This window comes from Aquamicrobium sp. NLF2-7, from assembly GCF_022359935.1.
Lineage (GTDB): Bacteria > Pseudomonadota > Alphaproteobacteria > Rhizobiales > Rhizobiaceae > Mesorhizobium > Mesorhizobium lusatiense.
On the sequence record NZ_JAKSED010000003.1, the window covers coordinates 329024 to 353890 of the forward strand.

21 protein-coding genes and 1 riboswitch are annotated in these 24867 nt (G+C 64.8%); of the genes, 4 read left to right on the forward strand and 17 right to left on the reverse strand.

What is annotated here, in order from left to right:
* Position 1 precedes the first annotated feature (1 nt).
* From MIC97_RS20015 to MIC97_RS20030, 4 genes are all read left to right on the forward strand, one after another.
* Positions 2-2137, forward strand: coding sequence for an acetate--CoA ligase family protein (locus tag MIC97_RS20015; protein ID WP_239801737.1), 2136 nt, complete (start codon positions 2-4; stop codon positions 2135-2137).
* 52 nt (positions 2138-2189) lie between these two features.
* Positions 2190-2927 carry an enoyl-CoA hydratase-related protein gene (locus tag MIC97_RS20020; protein ID WP_239801738.1) on the forward strand — a complete coding sequence of 246 codons (738 nt, stop codon included), beginning with the start codon at positions 2190-2192 and terminating at the stop codon, positions 2925-2927.
* Between the two features lie 330 nt (positions 2928-3257).
* Positions 3258-3454, forward strand: a riboswitch (cobalamin riboswitch).
* Positions 3455-3549: 95 nt separating this feature from the next.
* Entirely contained in the window at positions 3550-5880 is a 2331-nt protein-coding gene (locus MIC97_RS20025) for a TonB-dependent receptor (RefSeq protein WP_239801739.1), read from the forward strand.
* Positions 5881-5959: 79 nt separating this feature from the next.
* Positions 5960-7729 (forward strand): ABC transporter ATP-binding protein/permease, encoded by a 1770-nt coding sequence (locus MIC97_RS20030; RefSeq protein ID WP_239801740.1) that lies wholly within the window; start codon positions 5960-5962, stop codon positions 7727-7729.
* A gap of 38 nt (positions 7730-7767) precedes the next feature.
* Here the strand turns inward: MIC97_RS20030 and MIC97_RS20035 are convergent, their stop codons facing one another.
* The 17 genes from MIC97_RS20035 to MIC97_RS20115 all read right to left on the reverse strand — a co-directional run bounded on the left by MIC97_RS20035 (position 7768) and on the right by MIC97_RS20115 (position 24862).
* Positions 7768-9639, reverse strand: coding sequence for a ChuX/HutX family heme-like substrate-binding protein (locus MIC97_RS20035; protein WP_239801741.1), 1872 nt, complete (start codon positions 9637-9639; stop codon positions 7768-7770).
* Positions 9640-9843: 204 nt separating this feature from the next.
* Entirely contained in the window at positions 9844-10563 is a 720-nt protein-coding gene (locus MIC97_RS20040) for a GntR family transcriptional regulator (protein WP_239801742.1), read from the reverse strand.
* A gap of 11 nt (positions 10564-10574) precedes the next feature.
* The gene (locus tag MIC97_RS20045; protein WP_239801743.1) at positions 10575-10955 is read right to left on the reverse strand and encodes a Rid family hydrolase; all 381 of its coding nucleotides are present in this window, start codon (positions 10953-10955) and stop codon (positions 10575-10577) included.
* Positions 10942-11691 (reverse strand): ABC transporter ATP-binding protein, encoded by a 750-nt coding sequence (locus tag MIC97_RS20050; protein ID WP_239801744.1) that lies wholly within the window; start codon positions 11689-11691, stop codon positions 10942-10944. Before MIC97_RS20050 ends, MIC97_RS20045 begins: the two co-directional genes overlap by 14 nt.
* Positions 11675-12457 (reverse strand): ABC transporter ATP-binding protein, encoded by a 783-nt coding sequence (locus MIC97_RS20055; protein ID WP_183832076.1) that lies wholly within the window; start codon positions 12455-12457, stop codon positions 11675-11677. The genes MIC97_RS20050 and MIC97_RS20055 overlap by 17 nt, the downstream gene beginning before the upstream one ends.
* Complete coding sequence (locus tag MIC97_RS20060; RefSeq protein ID WP_239801745.1) at positions 12432-13346, reverse strand: branched-chain amino acid ABC transporter permease; 915 nt, start codon at positions 13344-13346, stop codon at positions 12432-12434. Before MIC97_RS20060 ends, MIC97_RS20055 begins: the two co-directional genes overlap by 26 nt.
* Positions 13346-14245, reverse strand: a complete 900-nt coding sequence (locus tag MIC97_RS20065) for a branched-chain amino acid ABC transporter permease (protein WP_239801746.1) — start codon at positions 14243-14245, stop codon at positions 13346-13348. The genes MIC97_RS20060 and MIC97_RS20065 overlap by 1 nt, the downstream gene beginning before the upstream one ends.
* Positions 14246-14353: 108 nt before the next feature.
* Positions 14354-15502, reverse strand: a complete 1149-nt coding sequence (locus MIC97_RS20070) for an ABC transporter substrate-binding protein (RefSeq protein ID WP_239801747.1) — start codon at positions 15500-15502, stop codon at positions 14354-14356.
* A 67-nt stretch (positions 15503-15569) separates the two neighbouring features.
* Complete coding sequence (locus MIC97_RS20075; RefSeq protein ID WP_183832080.1) at positions 15570-16862, reverse strand: FAD-binding oxidoreductase; 1293 nt, start codon at positions 16860-16862, stop codon at positions 15570-15572.
* A 370-nt stretch (positions 16863-17232) separates the two neighbouring features.
* The gene (locus MIC97_RS20080; RefSeq protein ID WP_183832081.1) at positions 17233-17934 is read right to left on the reverse strand and encodes a 2-oxo acid dehydrogenase subunit E2; all 702 of its coding nucleotides are present in this window, start codon (positions 17932-17934) and stop codon (positions 17233-17235) included.
* Positions 17935-17938: 4 nt separating this feature from the next.
* On the reverse strand, positions 17939-18172 hold the full coding sequence (locus MIC97_RS20085) for a biotin/lipoyl-containing protein (RefSeq protein ID WP_239801748.1): 234 nt from the start codon (positions 18170-18172) through the stop codon (positions 17939-17941).
* Positions 18173-18174: 2 nt separating this feature from the next.
* Positions 18175-19206, reverse strand: a complete 1032-nt coding sequence (locus tag MIC97_RS20090; RefSeq protein ID WP_239801749.1) for an alpha-ketoacid dehydrogenase subunit beta — start codon at positions 19204-19206, stop codon at positions 18175-18177.
* Between the two features lie 49 nt (positions 19207-19255).
* A complete protein-coding gene (locus MIC97_RS20095) occupies positions 19256-20242 on the reverse strand; it encodes a thiamine pyrophosphate-dependent dehydrogenase E1 component subunit alpha (protein ID WP_239801750.1) in 987 nt (328 codons plus the stop codon).
* Positions 20243-20456: 214 nt separating this feature from the next.
* Positions 20457-22355 carry a sigma-54-dependent Fis family transcriptional regulator gene (locus MIC97_RS20100; protein WP_239801751.1) on the reverse strand — a complete coding sequence of 633 codons (1899 nt, stop codon included), beginning with the start codon at positions 22353-22355 and terminating at the stop codon, positions 20457-20459.
* Positions 22356-22452: 97 nt separating this feature from the next.
* On the reverse strand, positions 22453-22608 hold the full coding sequence (locus tag MIC97_RS20105) for a hypothetical protein (RefSeq protein ID WP_239801488.1): 156 nt from the start codon (positions 22606-22608) through the stop codon (positions 22453-22455).
* A gap of 14 nt (positions 22609-22622) precedes the next feature.
* Entirely contained in the window at positions 22623-23495 is an 873-nt protein-coding gene (locus MIC97_RS20110) for a DUF1684 domain-containing protein (RefSeq protein ID WP_239801489.1), read from the reverse strand.
* Between the two features lie 23 nt (positions 23496-23518).
* Positions 23519-24862, reverse strand: a complete 1344-nt coding sequence (locus MIC97_RS20115; protein ID WP_239801490.1) for an acyl-CoA thioester hydrolase/BAAT C-terminal domain-containing protein — start codon at positions 24860-24862, stop codon at positions 23519-23521.
* Positions 24863-24867 lie beyond the last annotated feature (5 nt).

Genomic DNA, 24867 nt, shown 5'->3' on the forward strand with positions numbered 1-24867 from the left:
GATGACTACGCTTTCTGGTGGCGCAGCGCAGCCACGGGGAATACTCGCGCCGCGATCAGTCGCCGTCATCGGTGCCTCGGAAGACCTGACCAAATTCGGTGGCCGCATCTACAAGAATCTGGTCCACCATCGCTTTTCGGGCGCCATCTATCCGATAAACCCGAAGCGGGAGCAGTTGCTTGGCATCAGGTGCTATCCCTCCATCGCGGATACGCCAACCCCGCCGGATATGGCCGTGATGGCGGTGCCGCGGGATGCCGTCAAGGATGCGGTGGAGGCCTGTGGTGCGGCCGGCACGCGGGCGGCGATCGTCATCACCGCCAAGTTTTCCGATGCGGGCCCGGAAGGCGCGGAACTGGAGCGTCAGGTCGTCGCGGCGGCCAACCGCCACAACATGCGCATCATCGGTCCCAACTGCCTTGGCATCATCAGCCCGGCGAACGATCTCGTCCTGTGCGCTTCGCCAGCCCTGTTCGTGGATGAAATGCCGAAGGGCGACATCGGTCTGGTGAGCCAGAGCGGTGCCTTGATGGCCACCATATTCGACAAGGCCATGGCCCGTGGGCTGGGCTTTTCGCACTGTTTCTCCATCGGCAATCAGGCCGACATGGATATGTGCGATTTCGTCGACTATCTGATCGAGGACGAGCGCACGCGCGTCATATGCAGCTATATCGAAGGCATCAGGGATCCGGCGCGCTTCATCGAGACGGCCCGGCGCGCCCATGCCGCCGGCAAGCCATGGCTCGCCGTCAAGGCCGGCCGCACGGCCTTCGGCGCAGCCGCGGCCTTCTCGCACACCGCCAGTCTGGCCGGCAGCTATCAGGCCTTCGAGGCCGCCTGCCGTGATTGCGGCGTGCTGACGATGGACGACCCGGATGCAATGGTGCTGCTGGCTGCATCGCTGGCACGCTTCCCGCAGGCCCGGCCGAAGCGCGTGGCCATTGTCACGACTTCCGGTGGCGGTGGTGCCGTTACGGCCGACCGCCTCACCGATCACGGCATAGCGCTGGCGCAATTCAGCGCCGAGACGGCCCGTGAACTGTCCGAAATCTATCCCGCCAATGTCGCGGGCTCCAATCCCGTCGATCTCGGCTCCGCAAAGCAGGGTGGCTCGCTGGTTGTCGGGGCATCGACGCTCAAGCCGATCATTACCGACACCGGCAGCGATCTCATCTTGTCGGCGATCACCACGGCCCCGGATGTCGAGCTTCTGTGCCGCAGGTTTGATGAGGCCACCGTCGCGGCCCGGGACGAGGGCCATGTGAAGCCGCATATCATCGTGCTTCAGCAGGGGCAGTCGGCCGATGCGGCCAGATCGTTCCTTCGCTCGCAGAAGATCATCTACACGGACAGTCTCGATGACGCGATCCGCGCGACCGAAGCCTGGGGCCGGCTTGCGGATACGAAGCCTGCCACGGCGCCGGCGCGCCCGGCAGCCATGGGGCCGGTAAGCCTGCCCGAAGGCTTGTCCGGAAGTGTCGGTGAGGCAGAGGCAAAAGCGTTCCTCGGCGAAAACGGCGTGCCCGTCAATCGCGGCCAGATCGTCGGCACTCGCGAGCAGGCGAGCGAAGCGGCGGCGCTGCTGGACGGCCCCTTCGTGGTGAAAGTGGTCTCTCCTGACATCGTGCATAAATCGGACGTCGGCGGTGTCGTGCTCGGCCTCGAAACGCCGGACGATGTCGCGCGGGCCGTAACGCAGATGGGCGCATCCATCGCGCAGAAGCTTCCCGATGCGCGTATCGAGGGTTTTCTCGTTCAGGAAATGCGCACCGGCAAGGTCGAACTGCTGGTGGGCGCCCGCAACGATCCGCAGTTTGGCCCGATGATCATCGTCGGCGCCGGCGGCGTTCTGGTCGAGCTGCTCAGGGATGTGGCGGTGGCGATGGCCCCTGTCTGCGAGAGGAAGGCACGATCGATGATCGAAAGCCTGCAGATCGCAAAGCTGATGCAGGGCTTCAGGGGCAGCGCGAAACTCGACATCGATGCCGCTGCCCAGGCCGTGTCGCGGATCAGCTGGATCGTATCGGACATCGGCCCCCGCTTCTGCGAACTCGACGTGAATCCGCTTCTTGTTGCAGAGGCCGGAAAGGGTTGCGTGGCCGTCGACGCCCGCATTCTGCTCGACGACAACTGATATCCGGCGGCCGGAGCGGCCCGGACGGACATGCACAGCACTGGAGGACTTAATGTCAGCACTGGACGTAAGACAGGATGGCAGGACGACCATCTTCACCATCAATCGCCCGGAGAAGATGAATGCCATCAATGCCGAGGTGGCGAATGAGATGCAGCGGCGCTTTGCCGAATTTGACAGCTCAGATCAGCGCGTCGCGATCATCACGGGCGCAGGGGAAAAGGCGTTTTCTTCCGGCGCCGATGTCTCGGACATTCCCGAACTCTGGCGCTGCATACCAACGATCGGCATCGTCACGGAAAAGCCGGTCATATGCGCTGTCCATGGCTGGTGCGTCGGCGGGGCGCTGGTGATGGCCGCAATGGCGGATCTGTGCGTGGTGACCGAGAACACCCGTTTTTCCTATCCGGAAGGCAAGGTCGGGCTGACAGGCGGCATGATTGCCACGCTGGCAGGGCGCATACCGCATAAGATGGCCATGGAGATCATGCTGCTTGGCCGAACCGTTTCCGGCCGCCGCGCCTGCGAGATCGGGCTTGCCAACGAAGTGGTGGAAGACGGCACGCATCTGGAGGCCGCGCTGGCGATGGCGCGCGAGATGGAAGATATGGCGCCGCTGGTGCTGAAGACGCTGAAGCGCTTCGTCGTCGATCATACGCTTATCCAGACACCTTCGGAAAAGCTTGCGCGTGCCCAGCGCGACCTTGCCGTCGTCCGCACCAGCGCAGACCTGAAGGAAGGCGTTGCAGCGTTCCGGGAAAAGCGCAAGCCGGTGTTCAACGGCAGATAGAACCGATCCGCCATGTGCCGACCGCCTTCAGGCCCATGGACTGCCTGTGGGGCCGTGTCCGCGCCGGCCGACGCAATTGCTGTGTCTGTCACAGGGCATCTTGCCGGCGGCTGCCGCAGCCATCTGAACCTCCCCGCACGGCCGCCGGCGCATCGTTGCGGAGAGGTTTGGCGCAGGCGACCGGACCTGAAGCGTGTCGCGATCTTTCGGATTTGCTCATTCCGCTTTAAGTCATTGTTTTCACGAATGTTATTGCCTCGAATCCGGTTCCCTCTTTCGAGCGGCATGCTTTAACTGTCCGGCGGCAATTGACTTGCCGGGCGTCCATGTTATCGGGAGCGCGGTTATGGTTCTTTCGTTGTCTCCGGAGAGCGAAAGCTAAGAGGGAATCCGGTGAAAATCCGGGGCTGCCCCGCAACTGTAAGCAGAGAGTGCGCCGTCGCTCATTGTCACTGGCTTTGCCGGGAAGACAGCCGGTGCATGATGACCTGTGAGCCAGGAGACCTGCCTGACCATGGAAGTTCGGTGGGCGGGGTGGACCACTGGAATGTGCGGCATTCGGTAGAGGAAACCGGACGCGGCATCCGTCTTGCGAACCCCGTTGTTAAAGAGAGGGGGAGCAATGGCTGTCTTCACATATTCTACCACAAACAATACGGGTCGCCGCAGGCCGGGCTTTATCGCATGGCTTGGCCTTGGGGTGGCGGCGATCGCTCTGGCAGGTCCGGGAAATGCTTTCGGGCAAACGAGAGCCGAGCAGAGCACGGAGGACATTGAAGGGGCGCGGGCTCCTCTTTTGACGCCTGAAGAAACCATTCTTCTGGAGCGCATAACCGTCACTGCCCAGCGCGGCCCGAACGAACTGTTCAATGTCGCGCAGAACGTCACCATCCTGACCGGCGAACAACTCGACAGCAGGGCCGTTCGCGATATCGACGACATGGTGCGTTATCTTCCCGGTCTGAGCGTCGACCGCGAAACCTCTCTCAACAATCCCTATGGCCAGCTCGGTTCGTTCAGCATCCGGGGCGTCGGCGGCAACCGGGTGCAGATCCTTGTCGATGGCGCGCGGGTTCAGGAGCAGACGATCTACGGCAGCCGCGATTTCGCCGATCCCTTCAACATGAAGGCGGTCGAAATCGTTCGCGGTCCGTCTTCCGTGCTTTGGGGGGCGGATGCACTGGGCGGCGTCGTTTCGTTTCGCACCCGCGATCCGCAGGATTTGCTGGATGGTTCCGACAAGCCATGGGCGGGTGAAATCAAGAGCGCCTATGACAGCTTCGACGGCAGCTTCCGCAAGCAGTTCACGGCGGCGGCCTCGCAGGGCGATTTCCAGATGCTGGCGAGTTTCGGCCACCTGTCCGCCCATGAGCCACGGCTCAGGAATGCGCGCGCCGACGGCGGCATCTGGGGATGTCCGCGTCCGGCCTCTTTCGGCTGTGACAAGCTGTTCGATGCCGACGCCTACGCATGGAACGCGCTCGGCAAGCTGGTCTGGACCCCCGAAGATCACGAGTTCAGGTTGACCGGGGAGTTCTTCAGGCGCCATACCGAAGTGGATCAGGTGTGGGACGCTTTTGCCGGCTCCAGCGGCTATGCCAGCGCCAGCTATCCGCGCGAGCTGGACATGCAGAGGACGCGTCTGGCGCTGGAGCACAAATGGACGCTCAACACGCCGCTGCTCGACGAAATCAAGTGGCAGCTGTCCTATTCACCCCAGAAGCGCGACACGTCGGGCACGCAGACACGCATCTTCGCCACGCGTACGGACACCTACACGCCGGTGCGCAATTATGGCGAAACCTTCCTTGAGGCGGATGTGCAGCTGACCAGCCGTTTCGCCACCGGCGGCATCGCCCACAAGCTGATCTACGGTTTCGACGGCGATCTGACGGATTCCTCCTATGACGGCTATAATATCGTCCACCGATCCGACACCGGCGTGACGACGATCCAGACCAATCAGGGCTACAACTTCCCCGAAGTGAAGACCCGCCGCGCGGACTTCTACATCCAGGATGAGATGGAATTGCTGGACGGGCGGCTCAGGATCACGCCCGGCGTTCGCTTTGCGACCTACAGGATCGATCCCACCGGGGACACGGGATACAAGCCGCTTCCCGGCAACGAGCCCGAGGTGACGAGCAACACCAGGCTCATCAAGAAGCTCGGCCTGATCTACGAGCTGGACGACAGCTATTCAGCCTATGCCTCCTATGGCGAAGGCTTCAAGATGCCGACGTCGCAGCAGATGTTCGTTTCGGCCAGAGACCCGTTCATCAATGGCATCGTTCTGCCCAATCCCGGTCTGAAGCCGGAATCGGTCAGGAACTACGAGATCGGCCTCAGAGGGCTGCTTGATCGCGGAAGCTTCAGCGCCGGTATCTTCTATGCCGATTATCAGGACTTCATTCGCGGGCCGATGAATCTCGATCCCACGCGGCCCAATGTCTGGACCTATGACAATGTCGAGGACGTCAGACTGTGGGGCATCGAGATCGCCGGCGAATATGAGTTCCAGGCCGACTGGTGGGCATCTGCGGCGATCTCCTACCAGCATGGCACGCAAAGAGTGGCGGGCGGAAAGAAGACGCCCTTCGACGGAGCCGTGCCGCTGACGGCGGTGCTTGGCCTGCGCCATTTCATCGCCGACTGGAATCTGGAAGCGGAGGTTCTGGGCACCTTTGGCGCAGCGGTGACCCGCCGCGCCAGCCCGAACGCCTTCCTGCCGGGTGGCTATGCGGTGTTCGATGCCTATCTGAACTGGAAGCCGCGCAACAATCTGGAGCTCAACGCGGGCATCCAGAACATGTTCGACACACGCTACTTCCGAAACAGCCTCTACGGTTACGATGTCACCCCTGCCTCCGCGGCCACGGCGGGAGCGCGCCCGCTTGAAGCGCAGGTTGCGCCGGGGCGCACCTTCAAGCTGGGAGCCACGCTGCGTTTCTAGCAAACAGCAGCAGACAAGCCGTCACGCGTGACGGCTTGTCTGCTCTGTCCGATGGTCGTGTCGAGAACGGAACCTGACGATGATTGAGATACTGCGCCATGTCTCGCGGATCCTGAAGCTGTGTACCAGCGGCAGGGGCGGCAGGATTACGCTGCTGATCTATGGTCTGGTTCTTGTTCTGGAACTGGCTTCCATCGTCGTTGCCCTGCGGGTCATCGACTGGACCAAGGATTTCTATGACGCGCTCCAGCAGATGAACGCGGCCGAAGCGCTGCACCAGACGTGGATCTTCGCGGCCATCGTGGTGGCGGAGGCGTCGAGGAACCTCGGTTCCATCTATTTCCGCAAGATGCTGGAAATACGCTGGCGCGAGGCGCTGACGGCGCGCCTGCTCGACAAATGGCTGCAAGGGGGCCACTACCACCGCATACAGGAGTTCACCGAAGGTGGCCTTCTGGACAATCCCGACCAGCGTATCGCGGAAGACAGCCGGATCTTCATCTCCGGAAATGTCGCCGACAGCACCACCGCTTCCGGCTTCGTTCCCCTGTCGCTCGACATCGTGACCCGAATGGTGGGGCTTATATCCTATGCGAGCGTGTTGTGGGGGCTTTCCGGTTTTGCGCTCGATCTTGGCGTGCTCGGCATCGACTGGTCGCTGCCGCGCTACATGGTCTGGGTCGCCTTTGCCTATGTCATTATCGCCATCGCAATTACCCATCTGCTCGGGCGGCCGCTCAAAGAGCTGTATTTCAGGCAGCAGCAGCGTGAAGCCGATTATCGCTTCGGGCTCGTTCATGTTCGCCGCAATGCCGATCAGATCGCGCAGCTCGACGGCGCCGCTGCGGAACGTCGCGAACTCGACAGGCGGTTTGGCAGGATCGTGGCCAACTGGCGGCGCCTCATCGGGCAGGAACTGCGGCTGAGCTCCTTCACCTATCCCTATTATTACACGGCGCTGCGCATCCCCACCTTCCTTGCCATGCCGGCCTATTTCGCCGGGGCGCTCACCTTCGGCGGCATGATGCAGATCAGCTCGGCCTTCGCGAAGGTGGTGACGACCCTGTCATGGTTCATCTTCTCCTATCGTCCGCTTTCGGAACTGGCCGCCGCCGCGAAGCGTCTGGGTGGGCTGATCGAATTTCTGGACAGGCCTCCGCAAGCGGTCGCACCCGCCATTTCGGCAGGGTCATCGCCCGACGGAGCTTTTCGCGCGCAGGCGCTGGAACTGGCCGCTCCCGGCACGAAACCCTTTCTGGCTCTGCCGGAACTTCGTCTCAACCGGGGCGAATCCATCTGGCTGAGCGGGCCTTCCGGGGTCGGAAAGACAACGCTGGGCAAGGCCATCGCCGGTTTGTGGCCACATGGACGCGGTGAGGTGCTCTTCCCGGCGTCCGGCTTCTTCGTCATTCCCCAGCACCCCTATCTGCCGCTGGGCGATGCGGTGGAAGCGGTCTGCTATCCCCTGCCTGTTTCGGCCTTCAGCGATCAGGAGATCGACGCCGCACTGGAGGATGTCGGGCTGAAACCTGAAATCATCCGGGCCCTGCGACCCGAGGATCTGACCACGCTTTCAGGCGGCGAACTTCAAAGGCTGGTTCTGGCCCGGCTCTTCCTGCACAGGCCGCAATGGGTCATCATGGACGAGGCGACGAGCGCGCTGGACCGGGCGGCGGAAGAAAAGATCTTCCTCCGCCTGAGCCGGAAGCTGGCAGACACCGGGTTCATCGTCATCTCGCATCGCCGGCCGGAGGGGTTGAGGCCTGTCAGCGAAGTCGACCTTTCCCTGCACAGCCTGAAATCCGACCCGCAGTCCGGCCTCCCGCACTTGCAGGAGGCAAACGCATAGCGCTTTTTATCGGCGGAATGTCGTCCTGATGAACCGGGTCAGGCCGGGACTGCCACGGGCGTTCTTCCGCAAATCCGGTCCAGCAAGGCATGCCAGGAGTGCGCCTGCGCGCTGCCGGGGCGGCGCTCTCCGAACACCCATGCGATCTGATCGCCCTGATCGTCAAACAGCTCGATGGACCTGATTTCGCCATCGATGGTCGGCTTGGACACGAGCCAGCAGCTTGCTGCCAGGGATCTGGCGATCTCAAGCCCGAACGTCTCGTCTTCCACCGAAAGACGCTCCGCCGTTACGCTGACAGTGTTCACCTGTCCGATATGGATCTGCACGTTGCCCGGCGAACCGACGAAGATCATGACACCTTCGCCCTGTCTGGCTGCTTCCTTCAGCACTTCGAAGAACAGGTCGGTATCGACCTGCGAGGCCAGATCGTCCGGCACCAGCCGGTAGCTTTGGGTGCGCTGCGCGCCGTGGCGGCGGGCCAGCGCGAAAATATCATGCGTATCAAGCATGGAGCGCCACTGCGCCGCCAATGCCGCCACATCGATTTCGGCGTCGTCGGGTGCAGGCGGGGGCGGGGAAGGGCGGTGCACACCGATCCGGGGGCTCTGATCGCTGTCCCTGAAAAGCTGCGCAAGCTCGCGCAGCTTTTCACCGCCGGCCGGCGTGCGCGCCAGAACATGCAGGACAGACCGCCCGCAGGAATCGAATATGTGCAGGCCGTCAGCGCCATATCCGGCTATCTGTGCGCCGGCAAAGAAGCCATGCGTCCAGCTTTCCAGTCTGATGCGCAGATTGATGTTGCGGTCGAGAACGACCGGGCGTTCCTCATTCCACATGATCCGGTCGAAGACGCCATGCTTGCGATGGGTTGCGGCAGGATTGCGGGTCACGACGGTAACCTCCCCCGCTTCCGGCAGGGCCTGGACAATGCCTTCCCAGTCAGTATCCAGCCGTATGACGCTTTCTCCGACCAGAGCCGCCATCAGGTGCGCTTCGGTGACAGCGTGCGCGGCTGCGAAATCGGGTACGCCAGGCTGGTTTTGATCCGCCAGGTTCTGTCGCCACAGCGCGGCCAGACGTTCGGTGTCGACCGGCTCGAAAAGTTCAGCCGCAGCGGGGCGGGCGAGCAGCTTTACTTCGGTGCGCGTCTGTTTGGCGGCGTTCCAGTAGGGCGCTACGTGGATGCGACTTTCATCGATGTGTCCGAGCTTGCGCCAGTGAGCGCGCGCAATCTGGAAGGCGGTGAGCTCAGCGCCGAGCCAGCAGGCGACGCGGCCCGTTTCGGGAACGGGCGTTTCCACCACCGCTTGCGCCAGCAGCCGGCCATGCGGCAGTCCGGGTTCGCCATCGCGCTGAAGCCATCTTATCTCCACGCCGGCCGGCGCTTTCAGAACCTGCCGCTCCTGCGCATCGGCGACCTCGATCAGCACAAGCCCGCGGGCATCATGAGGCAGGTTTTCCAGCATGCGCGCGATCGGCGGCAGGGAGGATTCATCGCCGGCAAACAGATACCAGTCGGCTTCATCGACAGGGCGGCCAATGGGGCCGATGATGCCGAGAAGAGCGTCCGCCTTCACGTTTTTCGCCCATGAAGCGGCGACCCCGTCCCCGTCATGCAGGAAGAAGTCGATGTCGACTTCACCGGCATCGGCACGAATGTTGCGCAGGGTGTAAGCCCGTATCGGCATCCGCGCCTGTCCCCGGTTCCAGACCGGGCGGCCATCGGCGCTGACATGCGGCCATTGTGGCTGGTCGTCTTCGGGAAACAGCAGTCTTGCGTGCAATCCGCTGCCTGCCAGCGGCCCGACGTCGGTTCCGGCAAGCGTCACTCGCCGCATGGTGGGCGTCAGATCCACCCACCGGCATACCTTCATGATGCGCAACGGGCGCTCGTCTGCGGTCCCCATCCAGTCCTCTCCCGAACACCGAAGCCTGCCTGTGGCGAGTACAATATTCCGCCCGCAGTTGAAAGCTCGGTGAAAATCCCCCGGGATGAAGGGTCGTAATACGGGGCGATTGCGGGAGCTGCCTTCGCCTTCGGTTTGCGGCGCTGCGCAGCCCCCATGTCATGAGGGAAGCGCAGACCGTCCAAAGGTGTCAGGCTCCGCTATCTAGGGCTTTCTGGATATGGGAAATGTCCCGTCCAGCCGCTGCTCCTCATGATGAGCGACTGCGCGCGTGAGCGCTTCTGCCGAGAACTGGATATCGGTTGCGATGGCCTCAGCGGCCACCGAGGCATTGCGTGTCCGCAAGGCCCCGATCAGCTTCTCGTGATGAGGCAGGCCGTCGGCCGGCGTGGCGAAGTCCGGATAGATGGTGACGAGGTAGGAGCCGACCGTGAGCCACAGGCTCTCGATCATCTTCAGCAGCGTCGGCATTCCCGCCGCTTCATAGAGGGTGAAATGCACCTTCCAGTTCGCCTCGATCATGGCCGTGTAGTCCTTGGCGGCGAAATGGACGACGAGTTCGTTATGGAACGCCTCGATGCGATCGACGGTCTCGTCATCGATGATCGCGGTTGCGGCCTCGGTGGCGAGCTTTTCCAGCGACAGGCGGATAGCCGTGATCTCTGCCACGCGCTCCGGCGTCAGGGCGGGAATGCGCACCGTGCGGTTCTGGTCGAGTTCGAGGATGCCCTCGGCCACGAGGTTGAAGAGCGCCTCGCGCGCCGGGGTCATGCTGACATTAAGCACGGCGGCGACGGCCCGGATGGTGATCTTCTCGCCGGGACGGAAATTGCCGGCCATCAGCGCGCTGCGCAGGCTGCGATGCGCCATGCCGCCCAGCGTTTCCTGCCGGTCAATCGGATCGATAGCCTTCAAGCCGGACACTGCATTCTCCGTCAGCCCCTCACCGCGACCGCGCTGATTTCAACCAGAACACCGGGCACCGGAAAACCCACGACCACAACCGTATTGGCCGGCCGGATGTCCCCGAATGCCTCGCCGAGCGCCTTCCCCACGGCCGGCATCAACTCTGCGCCGGCAATATAGGTGGTGAGCTGGACGATGTCAGCCCGCCTGAAATCCGCCTGTGCAAGGGCGGCCTCGATATTGATTACGATCTGGCGCACCTGCATGGCCGCGTAGGGATCGATCGTGCCGGTGGCGTAATTCATGCCCACCGTGCCGGAAACGAAGGCCTGGCTCCCGGTCACCACGGCTCTGGAATATCCATAGGCCGCCTCGAAGTGCGAGCCGGAGGAGATGTTACGACGCGTCATGGCCAGCTTCCTGTTCGTCGGGATCCATGCCGAGATAGGCGATGCCTATGCGGCGGTCGTTGAGGATATCGGCCGCGGAGCCGGAAAATTCGTTCTGGCCCATGGCCAGCACATAGCCGCGATCGGAGATTTCGAGCGCGCCATAGACATCCTGCTCCACCATCAGCACGGTGATGCCGAGCTTCGCGGGCAGTTCCTTCACGCTGGCGAACATGTCGGCAGTGGCGGAGGGCGACAGCCCGGCGGACGGCTCGTCGAGCAGCAGCAGGCGGGGGCCGGCCATCAGCGCCGAAGCGAGCGCCACGGTCTGGCGTTCGCCGCCGCTCATGGTGCCGGCCTTCTGGCGCATGCGCGGAGCCAGTATCGGGAAAATGCCGACCAGTTCCTCGATGCGCCGCGACACCGCCGCGCGGTCGAGCGTATAGCCGCCCAGCTCCAGATTCTCGCGAACGGTCATGCCTTTGAACGTGTTGGCAAGCTGCGGAACGAACCCGAGCCCGAGCCCGACCAGTTCTTCCGTCTGCCTGCCGAGGATGCTGTGGCCTTCGAGGCGCATTTCCCCCTTCGACCACGGCACGTAGCCCATGATCGATTTGAGCAGGGTGGACTTGCCGCAGCCGTTCGGCCCGATGATCGACACGATCTCGCCGGCAGAAACCGACAGATCCACCCCGTGCAGCACCTGTGCCGGACCGTAGCCGGCGCGCAGGTTCGCGACTTCAAGCAACGGCTGCATGGCGCTTCCCCAGATAGACCTCCAGCACGCGCGGATCGCGCTGCATCTGCGCCGGCGTGCCGGAGGAAAGATTGCGGCCGGCGCTCAGCACGAACACATGATCGCAGGCCCCGCTGATGAACTTCATGTCGTGCTCGATGATCAGGAAGGTCTTGGCCGACCGGTCGCGCAGATCGCGCACCATGGAGACGAATTCGCGCACCAGCGTCGGGTTCACGCCGGCCGCCGGCTCGTCCAGCATGATGAGATCCGCGTCGCACATCACCGCGCGGCCGAGCGCCAGAAGCTTCTGCTGGCCGCCGGACAGATTGCCGGCATATTCGTTGGCGACCCGCGTCAGCTTCAGCGTTTCGAGGATTTCGCGCGCCCGGCCAAGCTGAGCAGTCTGCTGCGTCCTGATCGCGGCGCGGCGCAACAGCGCCTGCAACGGCAGCTCGCCGGTCTGGCCGGCCGCCGCCATCAGCATGTTTTCCAGAACCGTCATGCGTTTGGTGGCATGGCCGTTCTGGAAGGTGCGCACCAGCCCGAGCCGCGCGATCCGGTGCGGAGCCATGCCGCCGATCTGCTCGCCCCTGAAACGGACCTGCCCGCTGTCGAACGGCAGGAAGCCGCTGACGCAGTTGAACAGCGTGGACTTGCCGCAGCCATTGGGGCCGACCAGCCCCACGATGCTGCGCTCCGCCACTTCCAGCGAAACGTCCTGGAGCGCGTGGAAGCCGGAAAAGCTCTTGGACAGGCGCTCAACGGCCAGCAGGGGTGTCGCCATCTGCGAACTCCTTCTTGCGTTCGGGGAACAGGCCGTCGGGGCGGTAGACCACGATCGCCATGATCAGCAGGCCGATCACCACCATGCGCAGGCTGGCGATCATCTGCGGGTCGAGCGCGATGACGTCCTTGAGGAAGCGCGTGCTGTTGAGGAACACGGTGACGACCGCGACGCCGACGACCGAGGCCGCGAGGTTGCCGCGACCCCCGATCATGACCATGGCCCAGATGATGATGGTGACGGTGGGCAGGAAGTCGGCCGGCGAAATGAAGGTCAGGTAATGCGCATAAAGCGCACCTGCGAGCCCGATCAGCAGGCCGCCGATGGCGAGCGCCCGCACCTTGATGGAGAACACGGGCTTGCCGAGGGACAGGGCCAGATCGTTCTCCTCGCGCACCGCCTTGAGCACGCGCCCGAACGGCGAGGATACGAGAAGGCGCAGCGCCAGATAGCATGCGATCGCCAGCAGCCAGACCAGTCCGCAGAAGGCCGCCGTCTGATATCCGGCCGGCACGATGGCATCGAGCGGACGCGGTATGCCGACCAGCCCGAACGAGCCGCGCGTCAGCCAGTCCTCGTTAAGCAGGATGAGGCGGATGACCTCGGCCAGCCCCACGGTGGTGATCGCCCAGTAGTGGACGTTGAGCCGCTGCGTCGGCAGCGCGATCAGCGCCGAAACCAGCCCCGCCATCAGTGCGCCGGCGAGCAGGCCCGCCCAGACCGGCGCGCCGGCAAGGGTGAGCAGGCCGGACGTGTAGGCGCCGATGGCGAAGAAGCCGACGACGCCGAAATTTATCAGCCCGGCGATGCCGTACTGGAAATTGAGGCCGATGGCGGCAATCGTGTAGATGCCGATCATGGTCGCGAAATAAAGAACTATATCGGTCATCAGTCGCCACTCGTTCCCTGGAAGAGGCCGCGCGGCCGCAGGATGAGCACCGCCACCATCACGAGGAAGGCGACGGCCAGCTTGTATCCGGTATCGATGTAGAGCGGTCCGGATGCGAAGGGCAGGAACGACCAGTCGATGGCCAGCACGATGTTCTCGGCCAGCCCGATGATCAGCGCGCCCAGCATCGCGCCATGCACCGAGCCGATGCCGCCCAGAACGGCGGCCGCGAAGGCGGGCAGGATGACGCTGTAGCCCAGCTCCAGCGAAATCACCGTTTCCAGCCCGATCAGCGCGCCGCCGAGGGCTGCATAGCTGCCGACGATGAACCAGACCCTGGAGATGATCGCCTCGACGCGGATGCCCCGCGCCCGCGCCAGCTCGCTGTCGTCGGCCAGCGCGCGCATCGCCCGGCCAAGCCGCGTATGGGAAAGCAGCAGGTGGAAGCACAGCATGGCGATGACGCTGACGACGAGGATGGTGACCTGCGTGGAGGTGATGAAGCCGCCGGCGAAGGAGAAGCTGCGCGCCAGCGAGCCCTCGAAAGAATAGGATTTCGTGCCCCAGATCGCGCCGACGATGTTCTTGAGAAACAGCGAAAGCCCCATGGATGCAACCAGCAGCACAAGGCCCGGCGCGGTGCGCACGCGGGCGAACAGCGCCTTGTCGATGGCGACCGCGATGAAGCCGGTGGCCACCGCGCTGAGCGGAATGGCCAGCCACAGGTCGAGCCCCGCAGCGGACAGCGCATAGGCGAGATAGGCGCCGATGAGGGCCAGCTCGCCATGCGCGAAATTGGCGAACCGCAACAGCGAGAACACCAGGGTGACGCCCATGGCGATCAGCCCGAGTTCGCTGGCGCGCACCAGCGAATTGATGAGTATCTGGGTGAGATTCATGTCGACGTCATTTTCCCGTTACGTCTTCCCTGCGTCCGGCCCCGTGCAGCAGGTTAGGTGCAGCAGGTTCCGGGCGGGCGGCTTTCGTGCAAGACCGCCCGCAACCGTTCAGTTGGCCGTATAGGGTTCGAGCTTGCCGGCCTTGATGACGAAGCTGCCATACTCCTGATTGTGCTGGATACCGTCCGCATCGACGGACATGTCCGCATCCGAGACGCCGCGATAGATCTCGAAAGCCTTCGGCAGCGCGGCGGAAATGGCCGCGGGTTCGGCGGAATTCGCCAGATCCACGGCAAGCGCGGTCACCCATACGGCATCGTAGCCCACGCCGATGAACCAGTCGATGACCACATCGGAGCCCACACGGGTCTCAAGCGAGGTCTTGAGCTGCTGGAAGCGCTCGCCGCGATCGGCCGCGATATCGAGCCCCTTCACGTCCTCGCAGGCCTCGGCGATGCAGGCGTTCACGATCTCGGCCGGATAGGGCTGATACCATGCGCCCTGCACGGTCTGCATGAGGCCCATTTCATAGGCCTGCTTGGTCAGCAGGCGGGCATTGTCGCCCCAGCTCACCGCAAGCACGATCTCGGGCTTGGGCGAGAACAGGCGCTGCAGCTCGGCGCGGTAGTCCGGCTGGCCCGCCTCGTAGCGGACTTCGGAGACCACCTCGCCGCCATTGGCGGCGACCGCTTCCTGCATGCGCCTGGCAAGGCCGACGCCATAGGCGTCGTTGGCCACGATGATGCCGACCTTTTTCTTGCCGGTGTCTTCCATGGCGAATTTGGCAAGGGCCGCGCCCATCACCTCGTCCGTGGCGATGATCGAGAAGTAGCCTTTGCCGAGCGAACGCACATCCGGCGACGAGGCGGTGAGGCCGACATGCGGAATGTTCTTCGACAGCGAGTAGGACGCGGTCGGAATGGTGGTGGCGCTGCCGACGGTTCCAAGCACGACCGGAACCTTGTCGACGTCGACAAGCTTGCGGATGCCGTCCATGGCGGCCTGCGGGCTGGACTCGTCGTCCTCGATGACGAGCCGGAACTGCCGCGAGGGCGACAGCGCGTTCACTTCTTCCAGCGCCGTCTGCATGCCGAGCACGACGTTGTTGCCGCCACGGCCGAGGCTGCCGGTCATGGACAGAAGCACGCCGATGTCGACCGTCTGCGCATCCTGCGCCTGAACGGCCGGTGTGGTCATAAGCATCGGCAGGGAGATGGCTGAGAAGGCCAGTGCCTTCAAAATGGATCGTCTGATCATGTCAGTGTTCCCTCATAGGTTCGATATCTGGCAGTGCGGTCCGTTGAGGACTTCTTGTTGCCTGCGCCTAGAGCACGCTCTCGGCAGTCAGGAAGTATTTCTTCTCGAAACGATCGAGCGAAAAATCCGCCCTTGGCAGCGAGCAGGCGCCGGTCTGCGCCAGTTCGGCCGCCATTTCGCCAAGCGCCGGGCCGGCGCCGAAGCCATGGCCGCTCAGGCCGGAGATCAGCACGATGCCGGGATGCTGCGGGAGCTGGTCGACGACCGGCAGGGCATCGGGCGTAACGTCGATCCGGCCCGCCCAGCGCCGCGCAATGCGCAGTTCCGCACCATAGCCGAAGCGCCGGCGCAAGGCGGCCATGCAGCGGTCGATGATGGCGGCGGTCGGTTCCGGCTCGGGCACGCGGATTGCATCGTAGCGCGAAGCGTCGTCGCCACGATAGGCGCTGCGCCGTCGCGGATCGTCGATGAAGTGACGGCCAAGGTTGATGCGCACGCCGGAGGGTCGCTTCAGCAGCGCCGGCACGAAGCGGGGCGCCAGCCTGATGCCGCGCGGGCTGATGTCGAAATCGAAAGGCCCATCGGTGCCCGGACCGATGGTGAGCCCGCCATCCTTGCGCGGCCGCGCCAGCACGTCGGGCAGCCAGATCGGATGCGTCAGCCCGTGATCGAAGGGCTCCGTGCTGGCAAGCGAAACGCGCAGATCGTTGAGCGGAAGGGAAACCCTGAACGGGGCGAGAAGGTCGGCGGCCCACACGCCGGCGGTCACGATCACACGCCCGGCCCCGATGAACCCGGCCTCCGTCTCGATGCCGCTGACATGCCCGCCCTGCGTGACGATCCGCTTCGCGACGCAACGCTCATGGACGACGACGCCGCGCGACCGCACCAGCCCGGCCAGCGCCTCGGTGGCGAGGTCGGGCTCGGCCCAGGCGTCGTCTGCCGTGAACAGGCCGCCCTCGTAATTGCCGCGCAATCGGGGCACGAAGGCCGACACCTCCTGCCGTGACATCACCTGCGAATGGAGCCCGGATTGCGCGGCAAGGGCTGCCCAGCGGCGCATCTTTTCAAGCTGTCCGGCGTCGGAGGTCGGGGCCAGAATGCCATCGTCGTGGAAGCCGATGTCGGTCGCGACCTCGGCACTGATCTGCCGCCACAGCGCCAGCGCGCGGCGCGCCATCGGGATTTCCCGCAGGTCGCGGCCCTGCTGGCGGATGAAACCCGCGTTCCGGCTCGACTGCTCGCCGCCGATACGGCCTTTCTCAAGCACCGCCACGCGCAGGCCCTGCCGGTTGAGCAGCCACGCTGCCGAGCAGCCGACAATTCCTGCGCCAATGATTGCGACGTCGTAGTTCGACATGAGTGCTCTGTGACTTGTTGCTTGTTATAACAAATTGCAGCATGGGCGATTTCTGTCAACCCGGATTCCGCAGCGTCAGCCGTGCAGGATCAGAAAAACCGAAAACCGTGACAGGATCCGCCGGCAACCGAAGGGCTGGTCGCGGGATCGGAACGCGGTGCAGGCTGCGTTCGTCCGCCAAACGGGAAACCCGCTCAGGCAGGCGACCACGCCATCGCGCATGCGTTTGGCCGATGCGAGCCCGCACGGGCCAGGCTGAGAACAGCACCGGCCCGTCGCTTCATGCGCGACCGGATGTGCAGCTGCGCTTGTGGTCGGGCAGGAAGCCCGGCGGGCGCACGGCGCACCGGCCGGGCTTGCCTGTCATGTCTCAGCCCGCTTCCCCGATCGATGCGCACAGGTCCGACAGGAACGCCGCCGCCGGGGCGCCGTCCACTGCCTGATGATCGAAGGTGAGCGACAGTCCCATCGATGTGCGCCAGATGAGCCTGTCATCCTCACCCCGGCAGGCGACCTCCTGCATGCGCCCGATGCCGAGTATGGCGATCTGCGGCGTGTTGAGGATGGGCGTGAAATAGCGCACGCGCGACAGGCCGAGATTGCTGACCGTGAAGGTGCCTTTCGTCATTTCAGGCACGGTCAGCCTGTTGGCCCTTGCCCGTTCCGCCAGATCGCGCCGCGCGGCGGCGCGCGCCTGCAGATCCATGGCCCCGGCGTCGAAGATGGCCGGCGCCACCAGCAGGTTTCCCGGCAGCGCGATCGCCACGCCAAGGTGTATCGCCGCCGAAAGATGCACCGCACCTTCCGACAGCGTGCCGTTCATATGCGGATGGCGCGCCAGCACCGTCACCACGGCATCGAGAATCAGGTCCTCGACCGAGACCCGGACGCCATCCTTCTCCAGGGCGGCCTTGCGCGCCAGCAGCGCGTCGGCGAAGCAGTCGGCATGGTGGGTGAGCTGCGCCGTCTCGGCAAGGCTGCTGCGCATCTTCTGCGCGATCATGGCGCGCGCGCCGCGCAGCGGCACCACGCGGTCGGCGAGCCCGTGCGGATCGGATGACGTCTGCGTCATGGTCTTACCCGATCCTGCCGATGACATCGCCTTTGGAGACGATGTCATCGACCTTGCTGATGATGGTCAGAGGCCCGTCGGCCGGCGCCCTGACCTCATACTGGATCTTTGCCACCATGATCTCGGCCAGCAGCATGTCCTTCGTCACGGCGGCCCCGTCCGGGGCGAACCAGTTGGTCACCACGGCCTGCTCGTCGCCGTCCCACATGTCGTCGGCGATAGTGATGTCCGTTGCCATGCTCAGGCTCCTGCGATGCTGTCGAATGCGGCGACGATCTTGTCGGGGTTGGGCAGGCAGAACTGCTCCATCGGCCGCGAGAACGGGATCGGCACATCGGGATAGGCGACGCGGCGCGGCGCGGCCTTCAGCACCGAAACGTCGCGCTCGCACACCGAGGCGATGATCTCTCCCGAAACGCCGAAGCTGTGATAGTCCTCGTCCACGACGATCAGCCGGCCGGTCTTCTTCACCGAGTTGAAGACGGTGTCGCGGTCGAGCGGCACCAGCGTGCGAAGATCCACCACTTCGGCGCTGACGCCCTTCTTCGCGAGCAGATCGGCCGCCTTGAGCGCATTGTGCACGCCCATGGCGAGCCCCACGATGGTCACGTCCGTGCCTTCGCGCACCACGGCCGCCTTGCCGAAGGGCACTTCGTAGCTCTCTTCGGGCACATTCACGGTGGCGCCCGGTTCGGTGCCCAGCCAGCCCATGCCCTGAAGGCCCTTGTGGTACATGAAGATCACGGGGTTCTCGTCGCGGATCGCCGCCGTCATCATGCCCTTGGCGTCATAGGCGTTGGAGGGCGACACCACCTTCATGCCCGGCAGATGGGCGAAGGTGCCATAGAGGCATTGCGAGTGCTGGCCGGCATCCGAATAGCCGCCGCCGGTCGAGGTCATCAGCACCAGCGGAACCTTGACGGACCCGCCGGAGAAATAGGTGTTCTTGGCCATCAGATTGTAGATGGCGTCCATGCACACGCCGAAGAAATCGACGAACATCAGCTCGACGATCGGCCGCATGCCGTCGGAGGCCGCGCCCACCGCCGCGCCGATGAAGCCCGTTTCGGAAATCGGCGTGTCGCGCACCCGCAGCTTGCCGAACTCCTCGACCAGACCGCGCGTGTTGCCGAACACGCCGCCCAGCGTGCCGATGTCCTCGCCCATGACGAAGACGCGCTCGTCGACGCGCATTTCCTGTGCGATCGCCTCGGCCATGGCGCGCGCTATGGTCAGGCGCCGTTCATTGGTGGCGGAAACCTTGTCGTTCATTGTCTCTCTCCCGAAAAATCCGTGACTGGAAGCCGGACGCAGCCGGCGGTCATGCGAAAACCCGATCCAGCGCCTCTTCGGCGGCCGGGTAGTCGCTGTTGCGGGCAAACTCGATCGCTGCATCGACGCGCGCGCGTGCCCTTGCGGCAAGCGCGGCATCGTCTTCGGCGGTCAGGTCGCCGGCGGCGATCAGCCTTTCGCGCAGGCGCGGGATCGGGTCCTTCGCGAACAGCGCATCCTTCTCGCCCTTCGGCCGGTAGCCTTCGGCATCGCCCATGAAATGGCCGGCGAGCCGCCAGGTCTCGATCTCGATCAGCGTCGGCCCGCCGCCGCTCCGCGCCCGTGCAATGGCCTCGCCGGCCGCATCGAAGATGGCGAGGGGATCGTTGTCGGCTACATACACGCCCGGCATGCCGTAGGCGGCGGCGCGCACGTCGTTGCGGGGCACGGCGGTGGCGTCGGCCTTCGGCACGGAAATGCCCCAGGAATTGTCCTCGATCACGAAGATGACCGGCAGTTCCCACACCGCCGCAAGGTTGAGAGATTCATGGAAGGCGCCCTGATTGGCCGCGCCCTCGCCGAGAAAGGCGACGGCCACGCCCTCCCTGTTCGACATTTTGCGCGACAGGGCCGCACCGACGGCCGGCGCCATGCCCTGCGCGATGATGCCGGAACAGGAAAAGTTCACGGCCGGGTCGAAGATGTGCATGTGGCCGCCGCGGCCGCCGCTCAGGCCCGTCTTCTTGCCGAATATCTCGGCCGCCATGCGGTCGAGATTGACGCCCTTGGCGATGGCGACGTGATGCGGGCGGTGCGTGGACGTGACGATGTCGCCGGCGTTCAGATGCGCGCACACGCCGACCGCACATGGCTCCTGTCCGTTCGACAGGTGCATCTCGCCCGGAATCGGGCCGTTGGCCATGTTGAAGGCAGGCGTCTTGCCCTCAAGATAGATCTTCTCGATGGTTTCCTCGAAATAGCGGCTGACGAGCATGTGCTCGTACATCCACAATTGCTGTTCCCTGTTCGGCTGCATATCGCTCTCCTCCAACAAACCGCACCCTGCCGCGGATGCGCTGCCTTTCGGAAAGCGAGATGCGTGCCAGTTCGAGAAAAGCCGGAAACCCTTGCGGTTTTTCTCCGGGCACCATCCATGGCAGGCGCAATCCTGCGACCTGTGTCGCGGAACTGAGACAGGACTGGCGCAACCCTGCGACGCGGGCCCGGAAGCGGGCCTGAACCTGAAGCGGTCAGCCGTTCGGGCGTGCCAGTTCGTATTCCTTCATGCGGCGATGCAGGGTCGCACGGCTGATGCCGAGGTGCCGTGCGGCCTTCGAGACCGCCCAGTTGCACGCGTGCAGCGCCTGCAGGATGCGCAGACGCTGCGCCATGTCGCTGGCGTTGCGCAGGCTGTCCCGGTTCGCGTCGGCCGGGCCGTCCTCGTCCGGAGAGGCCGGCTGCCTCCCCGCCCGGATTTCTTCCGGCAGGTCGTGGACCCCGACGATCCCGTCGTCGCAGGTCAACGCCAGCAGGCGCAGCACGTTGGACAATTGCCTGATGTTGCCCGGCCAGGGGTGCGACACCAGCCATTCCAGCGCTTCGGCCGACAGCGACAATGGCCCGGCGGCGCACTTGTGCCCTGCCGCCAGCGACTGGATGAGCTCGCGCAGATCGCTGCGTTCGCGCAGCGGCGGCAGCGCGATGCGCACGCCATGGATGCGATAGTAGAGATCCTGCCGGAAGCTGCCTTCCGCGACCATGCGTTCCAGATCGCGATGGGTGGCGCAGACGATGCTGAGCGCGACCGGAACCGGCTCGACCGCCCCCAGCGGCGTCACTTCGCGCTCGGACAGCACCCGCAGCAGGCGGGTCTGCAATTCCAGCGGCATGTCGCCGATCTCGTCGAGGAACAGCGTGCCGCCGCTCGAAGCCAGAACCTTGCCGGTCTTGCCCTGCTTCAGCCCGCCGGTGAAGGTGCCGGGCTCATATCCGAACAGCTCGCTGTCGAGCAGGGATTCGGGGATCGCCGCGCAGTTGACCGCCACGAACGGCCGCTCGCTGCGCGCGGAATGCATGTGGATGGCGCGGGCGAAGGCCTCCTTGCCGGTGCCCGTCTCGCCCTGCAGCAGGATGGGCAGGTCGGCATCCGCGACCCGGCGCGCCAGTTCGACATTGCGCTGCATGCGCGGCTCACCGCCCGCGAGGCGCTCGAAGCCGGGCCCGGCCGCCGGCTGCCGGGCCGGCCCGCGCAGCCTGACGCCGGGCGCGGGCGGCTGGACGATGACGCTGCTGCGCCGGCCATTCGGAAACGCGTAGGCATATTGCGCATCCCCACCCTGGGCGTCGAGCCGTTGCAGGCGTCCCGCGCCACCTTCCAGCGCCCGCAGGGGAACGCCGAGCAACTCGCCGACTGGCTGGCGCAGCACATCGGCGCGCGCCGCGCCCAGAAGCCGCAGCGCGCTTTCGGACGCGCCCGCGACGAAGCCGCCGTCATCCACCGCCAGCAGGGACTGGAAAACCTCGCCGTTGATGTCGGGCGCCTGTGCCAGCCCGATCAGGAAATGGCTGCGGAAGCGGTTGCGGAACAGGGCCGTCTCGATCCATCCGGCCGAGTCCCTCACCAGCCGGTGCAGCAGCTTCGCTTCGCCCGGCTGGATGCCGGCATTGCCCGCCAGCGTCAGAACGCCGAGAATGTCGCCTTCCGGATCGACCATGGGCGTGGACACGCAGACGAACTTCTTGAGCCGGTTGTGATAGTGATCGGAGCCGATCACGAAGGTGCCGTGGCGCTCGACGAGCGTGGTGCCGATGCCGTTGGTGCCGACGACGGATTCGTTCCACACCGACCCCTGCGCCAATCCCTTGTCGCGCAGGTGGTGCGCGGTCTCGGAATCGCAGAAATCCTTGACGACGACCCCGAGCCGGTCCGCGAACAGCACGCTGTAGCCGGTGTCGCGGACCACCTTGCGCATATGGATCATGGCGCCCGAGCCGAACTCCACCCGGTCGAGCGTGCGCTCGAACCGCTGACGGATCTCGCTGTCGGTCAGCCGCGCAGGGGGGAACGCTCCGTTCGGATCGAGATTGTAGTCATCCCGGCAGCGTTGCCATGAGGCGGCAAGCGCCGAGGCGGTTTCCACCGAAGCCATGATGCCTCCCAACAACCAGCCTCCTCGTTCCCCACAGTGTGCGCCACCCTTGCCGCATCGGCAAGAGGCCTGACGGCGGGCAGGGCAGTACCCCGTTTCAGGAAGAGGTATCGGGGGTGATGCTCTGCTTCAGCAGGCCGGGACATCTGCCGGCGGTGCGCAGGTTGCTGCGGGCCAGCGGCATTGATGCCGCCATGAGCGCCATGGATAAGGCGGAAGAGCGCTCGATGGAGCGCACTCTTCCATACCTCATGATCAGGGCTTGCCTCAGACCTTATAGGTCATGGTCCGCACGATATCCCGCGCGGGTCGCTTTTCGCCGGCCAGCACCTCGAAATCGAGCTGGTTCTCGGCAGGCGCCAGCGGGCAGGTGACGAAGTTGGTGAAGGCGCAGGGCAGGGCGACCGCATAGTTGAAGTCGATCCAGTCGATACGCGTCTTCGCCTCGTCGGCGAATTGCAGCTCGATCACCCGGCCCGCACCATAGGTCACGGGGCCGCTGGTCCTGTCGCGGATATGCGCCACCGGCTGCACGCCGGCCGGCGTATCCTTGCCGATCAGCACGAGGCTGTAGCTTTTGCCATTGTGCTGGAAGGTGAAGGTGCCGATGCGCGGGGTCGATTCACGCACGCCCGCCTCCACGGTTTCCGCTTCATATTCAGTCTTCGGGGTCGGCGTGTAGACGCCGGGAATGCGCCATGCGGGGTCGTAGTCGAAAGCCGAGACGCCGGCGTCTTCAAGACGTGCCGCCTGGCGCGGATCGCGCACGCGCACGCCATAGAGCGGCTTGCCGTCCTGCGTGGTGCGCAGGATCGCCTCGACCTCGTTGAGGCCGAAATAGACCGGCAGGCTCTTGCCGTGGCCATAGGTCTGGTTGCGGCCGGGAATGATCTCGACCGGAGCAGCGGGATATTCGCCATTCACCGACAGGGTCGGGCCGGAGGTGGGCGGGGTGAACATGATGCGCCCGCCGTCGACCGACCAGAGGCCGGGCAGCATGTCGAAGCTGACATCCCTGTCACCCTCTTCCAGCCAGTACTGGGCAACCAGCGAGGTCCAGCCATAGGGGCGGAACATGGTGGCGACATGGGCATAGCGCCATTCGCGCCACTGGCCTTCCAGATGTTCTGTCGTGGGCATGTTGCTCTTCCTTTCCAGGGAATTCAGGTGTCGGCCGGGGCGTTGGGAAGCTTTCCGGTGGTGCCGGTGACTTCGCCCAGGAATTCGAGAACGCCGCGCCATGAGCCGACATCGGCTGCGGCGTTGCCGGCCGGGGTGCCGCCATTGGTGTAGGGCACCTTCGAGACCGGATGCTCGCGGGTCAGCTGCGTCGAAGGCACGACGGGAATGTTGATGGCGTGGCCGGCGTCGTCGAAATCGAGATGGCGCACCAGATGCGGATGGTTGTGCCGGCGCAGCGTCGACACCACCATGCGCGAATAGAGGCTGGAGGGCCATGCGCGGTCGTCGCGGCCGGAAATGAGCAGCACCGGGCCGGCGATCTTTTCCACCGGAATGCGGGCGCGGGCCGCCAGCTCCGTATCCTTCAGGCCCTCGAAGAAAACCGAGTGATGGCGTGTCGGCGGAACAGCACCCGCCCATGGATGCCAGTGCACGGCGCTGTTGTTGTCCCACAGATGCGGCAGGGCCTCACCGTTGCGGGTCCAGGTCACGCCCTGCCAGCCGCCGCGCGCCGGATCGCCGGCCCCCTGCGCGCCATGCACCATGGCGCCGGGCACGAAGGCAATGACCGCCGACACCAGATCGGGGAAGGTGGCACCGAGCAGCAGCGCCAGCTCGCCGCCGCGCGACTGGCCGCTGATCGCAACGAAACCGTCCTTCGGCGCAAGCTTGGCATGCGCATAGCGCAGGCCCGCTTCCAGATATTCGAGCGGCGTTTCGGTGATGTAGGGCGACAGGCCCGGCGCCTTGAAATAGCCGAGCGCGAAGGCGGTGTAGCCGCGAGAGGCAAGCAGCGCCGCGCGCGGTTCGTTGATGCCGCCGCCCGAGCCGTTCAGCACCACCACGACCGGATGCGGGCCGGGCTCGGCCGGGGTGAACAGCGTGCCCACCAGCCCGTCCTCGCGAATCTCGCGGCGGCCGATGCCGACAGACGCGAAACGCTGCAGGAGCTCTGCATCGGCACTGGCCCCATCGACGGTTTCGACGGTGAGCAGGGTACGCAGCGGCACCATCACATCGGCGGGGAAGATTTCATTGCTGGTGCCGTCGACGGGCTGCTGGCTCCAGACCGGCCCCATCGGCGCGACGCGGGCATAGTCGCCGCCGACCGGGGCGTCGCGGCTGAGATCGACCACGCCATCGGCATCGGCCATGAAGCTTGCCTGGCTCATCCACTCAACGCCGTTGCCGCGCAGGGTGCGGGCGGAAATGGCGACGCGCTCATCGGGCACCAGACCGGAAACGACGATGCGGCGCGGCTCATCGATCAGCGCATCGACGGGCTCGATCGAAAAGACGGGTACGGAAACAGGCTTCGTCGTCATCGGGA